This window comes from Pseudoxanthomonas daejeonensis, assembly GCF_022637495.1.
GTDB lineage: Bacteria > Pseudomonadota > Gammaproteobacteria > Xanthomonadales > Xanthomonadaceae > Pseudoxanthomonas > Pseudoxanthomonas daejeonensis.
Genome location: NZ_CP093331.1, coordinates 3091305 through 3103389, shown reverse-complemented (window position 1 = coordinate 3103389; position 12085 = coordinate 3091305). Strand labels below are relative to the sequence as shown.

The 12085-nt window shown below is 62.6% G+C and carries 9 protein-coding genes; 6 read left to right on the top strand and 3 right to left on the bottom strand.

Annotation, left to right across the window (positions count from 1 at the left end):
* Nucleotides 1-361: 361 nt before the first annotated feature.
* On the bottom strand, nucleotides 362-1186 hold the full coding sequence (locus MNQ95_RS13920; protein WP_241953225.1) for a glycoside hydrolase family 11 protein: 825 nt from the start codon (nucleotides 1184-1186) through the stop codon (nucleotides 362-364).
* A 202-nt stretch (nucleotides 1187-1388) separates the two neighbouring features.
* On the opposite strand from MNQ95_RS13920, the gene MNQ95_RS13915 reads away from it, so the two are divergent.
* Nucleotides 1389-1910, top strand: coding sequence for a hypothetical protein (locus tag MNQ95_RS13915; RefSeq protein ID WP_241953224.1), 522 nt, complete (start codon nucleotides 1389-1391; stop codon nucleotides 1908-1910).
* Nucleotides 1907-2341, top strand: a complete 435-nt coding sequence (locus MNQ95_RS13910) for a VOC family protein (protein WP_241953223.1) — start codon at nucleotides 1907-1909, stop codon at nucleotides 2339-2341. The genes MNQ95_RS13915 and MNQ95_RS13910 overlap by 4 nt, the downstream gene beginning before the upstream one ends.
* Nucleotides 2342-2735: 394 nt before the next feature.
* On the opposite strand, the gene MNQ95_RS13905 is transcribed toward MNQ95_RS13910, so the two are convergent.
* A complete protein-coding gene (locus MNQ95_RS13905; RefSeq protein WP_241953222.1) occupies nucleotides 2736-3206 on the bottom strand; it encodes a hypothetical protein in 471 nt (156 codons plus the stop codon).
* 242 nt (nucleotides 3207-3448) lie between these two features.
* Here MNQ95_RS13905 and MNQ95_RS13900 point away from each other — a divergent pair, with 242 nt between their 5' ends.
* From MNQ95_RS13900 to MNQ95_RS13885, 4 genes are all read left to right on the top strand, one after another.
* Entirely contained in the window at nucleotides 3449-3838 is a 390-nt protein-coding gene (locus tag MNQ95_RS13900) for a hypothetical protein (protein ID WP_241953221.1), read from the top strand.
* A 156-nt stretch (nucleotides 3839-3994) separates the two neighbouring features.
* Complete coding sequence (locus MNQ95_RS13895; RefSeq protein WP_241953220.1) at nucleotides 3995-4285, top strand: hypothetical protein; 291 nt, start codon at nucleotides 3995-3997, stop codon at nucleotides 4283-4285.
* The gene (locus tag MNQ95_RS13890) at nucleotides 4236-5276 is read left to right on the top strand and encodes a restriction endonuclease (protein ID WP_241953219.1); all 1041 of its coding nucleotides are present in this window, start codon (nucleotides 4236-4238) and stop codon (nucleotides 5274-5276) included. The genes MNQ95_RS13895 and MNQ95_RS13890 overlap by 50 nt, the downstream gene beginning before the upstream one ends.
* A 443-nt stretch (nucleotides 5277-5719) precedes the next feature.
* Nucleotides 5720-7951: a tetratricopeptide repeat protein gene (locus MNQ95_RS13885; RefSeq protein ID WP_241953218.1), complete on the top strand. Its 2232-nt coding sequence runs from the start codon at nucleotides 5720-5722 to the stop codon at nucleotides 7949-7951.
* Between the two features lie 32 nt (nucleotides 7952-7983).
* On the opposite strand, the gene MNQ95_RS13880 is transcribed toward MNQ95_RS13885, so the two are convergent.
* Complete coding sequence (locus MNQ95_RS13880) at nucleotides 7984-11790, bottom strand: methylmalonyl-CoA mutase family protein (protein WP_241953217.1); 3807 nt, start codon at nucleotides 11788-11790, stop codon at nucleotides 7984-7986.
* Nucleotides 11791-12085 lie beyond the last annotated feature (295 nt).

Below are 12085 nucleotides of genomic sequence, written 5' to 3'. Positions count from 1 at the left end.
CACCGAGGTGGCCGGAATCCACGATGCCCTCGCCCGCTTCCCGTAAGCGCGGCCACCCGCCCCCGTAGGAGCGGGCACGACCGCGACACCGAGGCGGCCGGAATCACGATGCCCTCGCCCGCATCCCGTAAGCGCGGCCACCCCACCCCTGTAGGAGCGGGCATGACCGCGACACCGAGGCGGCCGGAATCCACGATGCCCTCGCCCGCTTCCCGTAAGCGCGGCCACCCCACCCCTGTAGGAGCGGGCATGACCGCGACACCGAGGCGGCCGGAATCCACGATACCGTCGCCCGTGCCGAGGGCGTCGGCGTCGCGGTCATGCCCGCTCCTACAAAGGCATCCCCGGCGGCGCCTCGCGCTTACCCGCCCGCATCCCACACCCGCCCCGACACGCTGCCGCCCTTCTCCACCAGGAAGACCTCGACCGCGAAGACCTGGTAGGTGGGATCGTCGCTGGCGTCGAAGTTGTCCAGGTTGGGGAGCTTCCAGCCGCTGGCTTCCCACGCCTTTACGTGGTCGGCAAAGATGATCTTGTGGTCGACCCCGAGCGGCAACTGCGCCTTGGGCTTGCTCCAGTACTGGTAGAACGTCTCGGTGTTGTTGATCGAGGGCTTCTGCGTGCGCACAGTGCGCCAGGTGGTGTACTCCACGCCGTTGCTGACGAAGGAAACGCCCTGCTCGCCGCCCTGGCCCGGCTCGCGGACCCCGCGCTGGACGATGTAGTACTCGACCAGGTGGGCCGGATCGGCCGGATCCATCGTCTTGTCGTAGCCCCAGCCATAGAGGGTCACGTAGCTCGCGCCCGCGTCCTCATTCAAGCGATAGCCGATCACGCGATTGCGGTCGCCGCTTTCCCAGCCCGGGCCACCGACGTAGTTGTAGTCGCCACCGATCCAGTCGATCTTGAAGTTGCCCTGCTCGTCCAGCTTGAACGAGGCTTCGCCCCCATCCTTCCAGTGGGTGAAGAACAGGTCGCCCACGTGGCCGGTCGCATGGCTCTGGGTGAGCAGGGTCTCGCCACTGAAGCGCTGCGTGTAGGCCTTGAACTTGGTGATCGGCGGCTTGGCCGGGATCGCAGCCGCGACCTGGGCAGGAGGCGCATCCGGCGCCGAGGGCGTGGCGCAGCCGGCAATGCCCAGGATCAGGGCGCAGGTCAGGATCGAGGTCGCGAGGCGGTAGGTCATGAGTGGCGTGGTGAACCTGTGGTTTCTGCGCGGGAACCCGACCGTAGCATCCACCACGGCATGAATGCTCACGCCCGGCGACGATCATGGACACGGCTAATCCCAGAACCCAGCCACCCATCCGCGCCCTTGTAGGAGCGGGCACGACCGCGACACCGACGCCCCCGGCCGGCGCGACGGCATCGTGCTTCCCGCCACCTCCGTGTCGCAGTGGAGCCTTTGTAGGAGCGGGCACGACCGCGACACCGACGCCCCCGGCCGCGACGACGGCATCGTGCTTCCCGCCACCTCCGTGTCGCAGTGGAGCCTTTGTAGGAGCGGGCATGACCGCGACACCGACGCCCCCGGCCGCGACGACGGCATCGTGCTTCCGGCCGCCTCCGTGTCGCAGTCGAGCCTTTGTAGGAGCGGGCACGACAGCGACACCGACGCCCTCGGCCGCGACGACGGCATCGTGCTTCCCGCCACCTCCGTGTCGCAGTGGAGCCTTTGTAGGAGCGGGCACGACCGCGACACCGACGCCCCCGGCCGGGGCGACGGCATCGTGCTTCCGGCCGCCTCGGTGTCGCGGTCATGCCCGCTCCTACAAAAAACGCCCCGCACCCCACCGTGTCGATTCCCAACGCGCAAGCGCCGCCCCATCATGTCGATCCCCACCGCCGCCACCCGTCGCATGGTTGTATCCGGAGCCCCCGGCTCCATGGACCACAAGGAGCGCACATGAAGATCGTCACCAGCCTCAGCTTCCAGGGCCAATGCCGCGAAGCGTTCGAGTTCTACGCCAAGGTGCTCGGCGGCAAGATCACCTTCGCCCTGCCCTACAGCGAGGCGCCGCCGGAGATGCAGGTCAGCAATCCCGACCACAAGGACTGGCTGATGCACTGCTGGCTGGAGGTGGGCGACCAGGCCCTGATGGGCGCGGACATGCCGCCGGAATGGGCGCCCAACATCGACAAGCCCAAGAACGGCTTCGACGTCAGCCTGCACACCGACGACGTGGCCCAGGCCCGGCGCTGGTTCGACGCCCTGGCCGAGGGCGGCAAGCCGACCATGCCGCTGGCCGAAACCTTCTGGTCGCCCGGCTTCGGCTCCCTGGTCGACCGCTTCGGTATCCCGTGGATGATCAACACCAATCCGCCGGCGGACGCGAAGTAAATCAGGCAATCGGAGTTCGGAGCTCGGTCGCCGGAGAAAAAAGCTCGACGCGCCGAGCTCGGAGCTTCGACGTCGCTGAAAATTTGTCCGACCGCCGAGAAAATAGCTCCGACGTTGATGAAATTTTGTCCGACGGCCGAGAAAATAGCTCCGGCGTCGGTGAAATTTTGTCCAACGTCGGAGCTCGGAGCCCTGGCGATGGTGAAAATTTGTCCGAACGCCGAGCTCGGAGCCCTGCGCGCCGAGTTATTTTCCCTGACCGTTGCAAAAGAAACGGCCGCCCTGGGGCGGCCGTGAAAGGTGCAGCGGGGGGTTTAGCCCGGAACAGGCTCCGATGCACCCCGGCGCGGGGGAGAGACAGCGCCGGCGCGGAAGTCGTGCAAAGGAACGCGGATCAGGCCTCGGCCGGCTCGGGTTCGGCGCTGCTGCGGCGAGCCCAGCGGTTGGACAGTTCCTTGCGCAGGCCATCGAGCCCCTGCTGGCGGCCGGACACCCGCAGCAGGCCATAGCCTTCCAGCGCCGCGTCCATCACATCGGCGCCCAGCGCCATCTCCGTGTCGCGGCCGCGCTCGGCCAGGCGCTGCAGCCGGTCCAGCAACGGCGCCAGCTGGTCCAGCGCCAGCAGGTCGGCCTGCGCCTCGGCCAGGTCCAGCCCCGGCGGCACCACCTGCGGGTTCTGCGACAGCACGCGCAGCGTCTGCCGGCAGAACACCTCCGACTTCTGGCCCATCTTGACCAGCCGCCGGCGGTCGGCCGCCTTCAGCGACACCAGCCCGACCAGGGCCTGCTCCAGCGCGGTGACGGCCTGCTCGGCCTGCGCCAGTTGCTCGTTGCTCAGTTCCAGGGACACGTTGTTCTGCGACACGGCGGTTCTCCTTTTCCGGTGAGCCAGCCGGGATTGGCTGGACGGACGCAGGGTCAACGGAAAAGTTCCGCGGGCGTAGTCGGCGCGTGCCGCGCTGGGGTGTGGGAATGGGCTGATGTTCGTGTAGGAATTTTCCGAGTCAGGGGTAGGAATCCCCCTTTATCCGATCTGGTCACGCCCCGTCTCCACTCCTGAGACATAGCCAGGACAACGTTTGCGGACCGCCAAACGGAACCTGTGCCATGAGCAAGAAGTCCCATCCCGGGCCCGCCCCGCTCCATGCCTTGGAATACCTCTATCGAGACGCCGCCAACTGGAAGACGCACGGATTGGTCCTCCTACAAGGTTCCTGCCCGCCCACATTGCAAGCCCAGATCATCGACTCCCTCGACAATGGGCTCTACTTCGTTGCCGAGCAGGTCAAGCTGCCAGCGCTGCAGCGTCGCCACAACGCCGAGTACGGCAGTGCAGATGAGGATCTGGACCACGCCTTCCACGAGTTCCTCGAACTGCGACCGGCCACGGCCAGCGACCTCACGCAGGCGGAGCTAACGGTTTCTGCGCAGGACGTGCGAAAGCTTTTCGCGATGGCAAAGCGGCGGTGGGATTGTGGGCTTTCGCCATATTGCTGAGCCCAATCGGGGACCGGTGTAGGCCTCCTGCCACTAAGCCGCCCCTGCCCCCAGTTTGCCTACCGGGTTAACCTGGTACTTGGGAACCAAGCCGCCTGGACGACAGCCGCTGCCTCAGTCCGGGTCCAAGGGGAAGATGGGGAAATGTTGAACGTCATGAAGCGATTCCGTATGGGACAACTCTATCGCTATCCCAGACCCGCACAGGTCGATGTTCCTGAGATCGATGGCCTGCCGAACTTCTATTACGTCGTCTCCCAGCCCGGCTCGCCAAGCCTGCAGCTCGAGAAAGGCATCAACTCCCCCAGCGCGACCCGGGCGCCCGATGGCGAACGGCTCGCCGTCATTCTGTTATCGAGCAACGAACATAAGATGGGTTCGGCCGAGAACCCATGGCATGACACTCTCTCTCCTGACGAGGGATTTGCCCGCTATTTTTGGCGATAACAAAAAGCCCGATATCGATCCCGGTATCGCCCCCGGTAACCGGACCCTGCTGAAGCAGTTCGAATTTCACACCTCGGCAGACAAAGCCAAGCGCGCTTTGGCCGCTCCCATCCTGCTTTTTAGCTCACCGCGCAAGGGCATCAAGGAGTTCGCGGGGTTGGCCCTGATCGTTGGCGCACGTCGGGTCACTCAGTATTCGGAACAGAACGGCGGGTTCTTCACCAACTACCTCTTCGAATTGGCGGTGCTCTCGCTCACCGAGGAAGACGAGAGTCTGGCGATGCTGTGGATCAAGGACCGCCGCGACGCCGGCCTCGATGTCGCCACAGCCAACGCCATGGCGCCGAAGGCATGGCTGCAGTGGATCAGGTATGGAAGTCCAGAGATCGAGCGCATTCGCCGACGCGTCTCGCGACATCACATCCTCCCCAGGAAGGGACAGGTGGCACCGGTCGGCTCGGAGAACAGCAAGACGCTGGAGACCATCTATCGGTTCTACGAACCCCGGAGGCATCGGTTCGAAGCCTTGGCCAGCCTGGCCTGCGAATCCATGATCCGGGGTACCGGTGCCAGTTATCACCGTGGCTGGCTGACCCGTGGCACCGGTGATGGCGGCTTGGACTTCGTAGGACGCATCGACATCGGCGAAGGCTTGTCCCGGACCAAGCTCGTGGTCTTAGGGCAGGCCAAGTGCGAAAAGGTCGATGCCCCCACCGGAGGCGTCCATATTGCCCGCACAGTGGCTCGACTGCGCCGTGGCTGGGTCGGTGCCTATGTCACCACGTCGTTCTTCTCCGAGGCGGTGCAGCGCGAGGTGTTCGAAGATCAATATCCGGTGCTTCTACTGAATGGCGCTGGCCTCGCGAATGAAGTCACCAAGCTCAAGCTGGCATCCGGATTCAACAGCGTGGACAAGTTCCTCGAGCACATCGACGCGGACTACGAAGCCCAGGTAAGCAGCCGGAGGCCGGAAGAAGTGCTCTGGGACTGAGCCCCCCGGAATGGCTGCAACGCCCATGACCTGCATTGACCGCGAAAGTATATAACCCGACCCTGCACCTCTAGCTTCAGAACATCGACCCGACTCTCGAGAAGAATATGTCAGCCAGCCTCAGTCGCCTAACGCTGTACGCGCTGATATCCAGCATCGAACTGGATATGCGAAACAATCTAGTTCGATACGCAGCCCCGGCGGTGAGCCCAACCGATTTTTTTGGAATTGAGCTACTTAGAACCGCACTAAGCCGCGCGGGCGCTGACCCTCTAAACGACTCATCGCTTCCACATTCCGCAAGCCTTATTGAGTTCATAGACTTCGGCGACGTTATCGCGCTAAGCAGACGCCACCAGAGGCTACTGCCGGAACGATACACGCATCAAATCACTTCCCTACGACAAGAGTTCGATCGTCTAGTGGGGACACGCAATCGTGTCATGCATTCTCGCCCTCTTGAATTTGATGATCTTGCTAGAACAACGAATCTGACCGAGATCCTTGTAAGGGAAGACGCGAATTGGCCGGAGCTCCACCGCACAGTTTTGGACCTCTCTGTGTCACCAGAGCATGTGCTGAAGATTAAAATTCCACCGTTCGCTGAACCGACTCGAATCCTTCACAATTTGCCATTAGCTGATTTCGATGAAACTGGATTCATCGGCCGAAAACAAGCGTTGAGCAACCTGGTTAAGGCATGCAATGGCCCTTACCCCGTAATTACGGTTGTCGGCGAAGGCGGGCTAGGCAAAACATCGCTAGCGCTAAAGGCCGCCTATGAAATACTAGACTCAACTTCAAAATTTGAAGCAATCATATTCGTCACCGCCAAAGCAACCCAACTGACAGCGAATGAGATATCAAGGATCAAGGGCGCCATAAACTCCTCTCTTGGCCTAATGGAGGCCGCAGTAGAAGTTCTTGGCGGAAGTGACACCGAAGATCCAATTTCAGACCTGAAGGAACTTTTAAATACCTTCAAAATATTACTTATCATCGACAATCTTGAGACGGTGCTCGATCATCACCTTAAAGCCGTCCTTGAAGATTTGCCCTTCGGGAGCAAGGTCCTGATCACGACCAGAATAGGTCTTGGCGCGTTTGAATTTCCGGTCCAACTGCAAGGCCTTAGCGACACCGAGGCAGTTCAACTACTACGGGCAACCGCCGAAGTCCGCGGCTGCAATCGACTTACAAATGCATCCAACGAGAAGCTGTCTACTTACTGTAAGCGCATGCGAAACAACCCACTTCACATTAAGTGGTTTGTTTCAGCTGTACAGATTGGGCGCCGCCCCGAAGAAGTACTCGCGGACGAATCACTATTTCTGAAATTTTGCCTGTCGAATGTGTTCGATCAGATCAGCGAGGATGCCAGGTCGATTGTTCGCGCCTTGCAGGCCCTTGGTGGATCGTACACAGTCGCCGAGCTTTCTTACTTGACAGAACTTGATGAAGATATCCTTCTTAAGGCAGTTCAAGAATTAATGCGGACAAATATGTTCTTGATGAACAGCTCACACCTCGGAAACACATACGAGAGCAGCTACGAACTCTCACAACTAGCCAGATCCTATCTGTCTAAATTCTTTCCAGCAGGGAAGGAAAAGCAGGTCCAAATAGTCTCAAGAAAGAACAAACTCGTTAGTGCGGCTGAAGACCAAAAGAAGGCATCCATCAAGAATCCGCTGTCACCGTACACCATACATACTCGCAGCCGCAGCGACTGGGTCATTGCCAAGCACCTGAAAGATGCATTGACCCTAACCAAAGAGCGAAATTTTGATGAAGCCTTGAAGATCGTGGAGCGAGCAAAGATTCTTTCCCCCGACTTCTACGAGTGTTTCCGTGTCGAGGCATGGATCAATGCATTAATGGGGAACGCAAGCGAGGCTTACGACAGCTATGAGCGCGCCATTGAGACGGAGCCGGCAGCTGCGAATGCCCGCACCATGTTTGCCGGATTCTTGCTTCGAGACCTTCACGACGCGGAGAAGGCCGCAGAGCAGCTGACCATTGCAATGCAGCTTGCCCCGACTAGTCCTGAGCCAAAGCTTGAATATGCACGCTGCTGCTTATACTTAGCAAAATTCGAAGAGGCGAAAAACATACTCGACGCCCTTTCTGCGCTGCCGGACTGCCATGAGCGGGTGCGCACAAAGATCGTCGACCTGCAAATACAGACGTATTGTCGAACTGCGGATTTTTATTCTCAGAACCAAGAGCCCGTGCGAGCAATCGATGCACTGGAGGCGTTGGTAATATACTTTGACGGGATCGAATACCCAGATAGCAAAATGTTTCAGCGCTTGGCACGGGTCCGTCGTGCCGCCGCCTTGTGCAGAGGAGCCTTCCAGGCAAGTACGCCGAATCATGCCAGATCGGAGCAGATCCTTGGCTGGATCGATTCCCGCTGTTCCGAGCAAGAAGCCGATGCTGATTCGCTAGAGGCCGATCAACTCGATCTTTTTGTGCGAGGGCAGATAGCGCGTTTTCATAACAGCTACAAATTCGGCTTCATCCGCACCAATGAAGGGGAAGAAATATTCTTCCACATCAGCGGACTGGCTGATCCCACCTTGCTCGAACAGGGTGTAGGCGCGCGGGTAAAGTTTCACCTTTCGATCGATTACATGAATAGGCCAGTTGGCATTGACATTCAACGCCATTAAAAAAAATCCCACCAGCGCCCCTCAAGTCAGACCTACATGTTCCTTCGATACTCACCACCCACGTCATACAGCGCATGGCTGATCTGACCGAGGCTGTGGGTCTTGACCGCTTCCACCAGCGCCGTGAAGACGTTGCCCCGCCTGCGCGCCGTGTCCTGAAGATACGCCAGGCCGTGGCCGTCGTGGGCGGTGGCCGCGGCAATCGCCTCGTCGTCGCCGGCGACATGGCCTGACTGGGTCTCCCCTTCGGGGGCTAAAGCATTCCGGTTGGACTGCCAGGCCAGGACGTTGGCGATCTGCTGGCCCTTCTCGCCCTCGGTGGAGCGGATCAGCTCGATCTCGGTGGCGACCTCGCCGGCGTGTTCCTTGGGCAGGAAGGTGTTGACGCCCACCAGGGGCAGCGAGCCGTCGTGCTTCTTGTGCTCGTAGTACATCGACTCTTCCTGGATCTTGCCGCGCTGGTACATGGTGTCCATGGCGCCGAGCACGCCGCCGCGCTCGCTGATGGCCTCGAACTCCTTGTAGACCGCTTCCTCGACCAGGTCGGTCAGGTACTCCACGGCGAAGCTGCCCTGCCAGGGGTTCTCGCAGAAGTTCAGCCCCAGCTCCTTGTTGATGATCATCTGGATGGCCACCGCGCGGCGCACGCTCTCTTCGGTCGGCGTGGTGATGGCCTCGTCGTAGGCGTTGGTGTGCAGGCTGTTGCAGTTGTCGAACAGCGCGTACAGGGCCTGCAGCGTGGTGCGGATGTCGTTGAACTGGATCTCCTGCGCGTGCAGGGAGCGGCCGCTGGTCTGGATGTGGTACTTCATCATCTGGCTGCGCTCGTTGCCGCTATAGCGCTCGCGCATGGCGCGGGCCCAGATGCGGCGGGCAACGCGGCCGATGACGGTGTACTCCGGGTCCATCCCGTTGCTGAAGAAGAAGCTCAGGTTGGGCGCGAAGTCGTCGATGTGCATGCCACGGGCGAGGTAGTACTCGACGATGGTGAAGCCGTTGCTGAGGGTGAAGGCGAGCTGGCTGATCGGGTTCGCCCCGGCCTCGGCGATGTGATAGCCGGAGATGGACACCGAGTAGAAATTGCGGACCTGGTGGTCGACGAAGTACTGCTGGATGTCCCCCATCATGCGCAGGGCGAACTCGGTGCTGAAGATGCAGGTGTTCTGGGCCTGGTCTTCCTTGAGGATGTCGGCCTGCACGGTGCCGCGCACGGTGCGCAGGGTCTCGGCCTTGATCGCGGCATAGGTGTCGGCATCGAGCAGCTGCTCGCCGGTGACGCCGAGCAGGCCCAGGCCGAGGCCGTCGTTGGTGGGTGGGAGGTCGCCGTGGTACTTCGGACGCTCCCTGCCCTCGAACAACGCATTGATCTTCTTTTCTGCTTCGGCCCAGCGCTGCGGATCGGCCTTGAGGTGCTTCTCGACCTGCTGGTCGATGGCGGTGTTCATGAACATCGCCAGGATCATCGGCGCCGGGCCGTTGATGGTCATCGACACGCTGGTGGTCGGCGCACACAGGTCGAAGCCGGAGTACAGCTTCTTCATGTCGTCCAGGGTCGGCACGTTGACCCCGGAGTTGCCGATCTTGCCGTAGATGTCCGGGCGCGGCGCCGGGTCCTCGCCGTACAGGGTGACCGAGTCGAACGCGGTGGACAGGCGCGCGGCCGGCTGGCCGACGGACAGGTAGTGGAAGCGGCGGTTGGTGCGCTCGGGCGTGCCCTCGCCGGCGAACATGCGGATGGGATCTTCGCCGGTGCGGCGGTACGGGTAGACGCCGCCGGTGTACGGGTAGCTGCCCGGCAGGTTCTCCTTGCCCAGGAAGGTCAGCAGCTCGCCCCAGGACTTGTAGGTGGGCGCGGCGATCTTGGGCACGGGCTGGTGGCTGAGCGATTGCCGGTAGTTCTCCACGCGGATGGTCTTGTTGCGGACCTGGTATTCGGTGGCCTCGTCGGTGATCGATTTCAGGCGCTGCGGCCATTCGCGCAGCTGGCGCAGGGCTTCGCTGGAGAGCGACTGCACGGCGTCGTTGTAGCGCTGGCGCAGGGTGAGCAAAGACCGGTCCGGCGCTTCCCCTGTAGGAGCGCGATTCATCGGCGACCCGACGCCGTCGCGCATCCCCGCGTTCGACAGCGTTGCCGGGTCATCCGACGGCTTCGTTGAGTCATTGCCCGTGTCGCCGATAAATCGGGCTCCTACAAGGCTGGCGTCGCGAACAGGGAGGCCGTCGCGGCCGGGAGATGCGTTGCGACCGGCGCGGGCGCCATCGGTGACCAGGGCATCGGCGGGATAGAGGCCGAGGGCTTCGGGCAGGCTTGGGTCGCCCAGGTCGCGCAGGGATTCCCAGTACGACTGCGCGCGGCTGGCGCTCTCGGCCTCGGTCTCGATGCGGCGGTTGATGCCGCGGCCCTGCTCGGCGATCTCGGCCAGATAACGCACGCGCGCGCCGGGGATCAGCACGGTGGCGCGCGGCTCCTTGAGCGTGGTGTCGAGCTGCGGGGTCCACTTCTCCACCGGCAGCGACAGCTTGGTCGACAGCAGCCGGCACAGGTTGGCGAACATCCAGCTGATGCCGGGGTCGTTGAACTGGCTGGCGATCGTCGGATAGACCGGGATGTCGGCGTCGGCGGTGCTGAAGGCGGTGCGGTTGCGCTTCCACTGCTTGCGCACGTCGCGCAGCGCATCCTCGGCACCGCGGCGGTCGTACTTGTTGAGCACGATGAGCTCGGCGTAATCGAGCATGTCGATCTTTTCGAGCTGGCTGGCGGCGCCGTAGTCGGAGGTCATCACGTACATCGGGAAGTCGACCAGGTCGACGATCTCCGAATCGGACTGGCCGATGCCGGCGGTCTCCACGATCACCAGGTCGAAGCCCAGCGACTTGAGGTAGCCGATGCAATCCTTGAGCACCGCGTTGGTGGCCACGTTCTGGCGGCGGGTGGCCATCGAGCGCATGTAGACGCGATGGCTGCGCAGCGAGTTCATGCGGATGCGGTCGCCCAGCAAAGCGCCACCGCTGCGACGACGCGTAGGGTCGACCGAGATCACCGCCATGCGCATCGCCGGGAAGCTGGCCAGGAAGCGGTTGAGCAGTTCGTCGGTGACCGAGGACTTGCCGGCGCCGCCGGTGCCGGTGATGCCGATGACCGGGGTGCGGCCGGAGGCCAGCTGCCACTGCTTGCGCAGGCGGGCCAGTTCGACGTCGGCGTGGTCGCCATCCTCGATGGCGCTGAGGGCGCGGCCGATGGAGATTTCGTCGGCGGTGGACGGCGGCGTTGTGGTGGGGGATGCGGCGTTGGGGCCGGTGGCACCGGCATCGGCGAGGGCGCGACCGGGGGCATTGCCACGAACGGCATCGGCACGGTTGGCCTCGACACGCGCGGCGCTGGCCCGCGCGACGACGTCCTCGATCATCTCCACCAGCCCCATCTTCATGCCGTCGTTGGGGTGGTAGATGCGCTCGACGCCGTAGGCTTCCAGTTCGCGGATTTCCTCGGGCGTGATCGTGCCGCCGCCGCCGCCGAACACGCGGATGTGGCCGGCGCCGTGCTCCTTGAGCATGTCGACCATGTACTTGAAGTACTCGACGTGGCCGCCCTGGTAGCTGGACAGCGCGATCGCGTCGGCGTCTTCCTGCAGCGCGGCGCGGACGACGTCCTCGACGCTGCGGTTGTGGCCCAGGTGGATGACCTCGGCGCCCTGCGCCTGGATCAGCCGGCGCATGATGTTGATCGCCGCGTCATGGCCGTCGAACAGGCTGGCGGCGGTGACGAAGCGCAACGGGGTGGCGTCGGGGTTCGGCTGCGGGGTGACTTCCGAGGAGCGGGGACTGGCGGGCGTGCTCATGCGTGCGCTGCTTGAATCAAGGACTTGGGCCAGATTCTAGTGCTTGCAGGCGAAACGTATGGGTGCGCTGCAGCGTGACTTTGGCCGGGGGTGGTTGGGCCCGGGGTGGCCGCGGGTGGCGGGGTTCCCGTAGGAGCGGGCATGACCGCGACACCGACGCCCCTGGCCGGGGTGACGGCCTCGAGATTCCGACCCGGCGGCTTCGGCACGGGCAACGATTTCGGGCTTCCACCCGCCTCGGTGTCGCGGTCGTGCCCGCTCCTACAAAAGCGCGGGCTGACCGCGAGGTGGCAGG

Excerpts from the sequence above, each read along its gene's own strand:
- MNQ95_RS13920 (WP_241953225.1), bottom strand. The coding sequence starts at position 1,186 with ATGACCTACCGCCTCGCGACCTCGATCCTGACCTGCGCCCTGATCCTG.
- MNQ95_RS13910 (WP_241953223.1), top strand. The coding sequence starts at position 1,907 with ATGAAGATCGTCACCAGCCTCAGCTTCCAGGGCCAATGCCGCGAAGCG.
- MNQ95_RS13900 (WP_241953221.1), top strand. The coding sequence starts at position 3,449 with ATGAGCAAGAAGTCCCATCCCGGGCCCGCCCCGCTCCATGCCTTGGAA.
- MNQ95_RS13895 (WP_241953220.1), top strand. The coding sequence starts at position 3,995 with ATGAAGCGATTCCGTATGGGACAACTCTATCGCTATCCCAGACCCGCA.
- MNQ95_RS13890 (WP_241953219.1), top strand. The coding sequence starts at position 4,236 with ATGACACTCTCTCTCCTGACGAGGGATTTGCCCGCTATTTTTGGCGAT.
- MNQ95_RS13885 (WP_241953218.1), top strand. The coding sequence starts at position 5,720 with ATGCATTCTCGCCCTCTTGAATTTGATGATCTTGCTAGAACAACGAAT.
- MNQ95_RS13880 (WP_241953217.1), bottom strand. The coding sequence starts at position 11,790 with ATGAGCACGCCCGCCAGTCCCCGCTCCTCGGAAGTCACCCCGCAGCCG.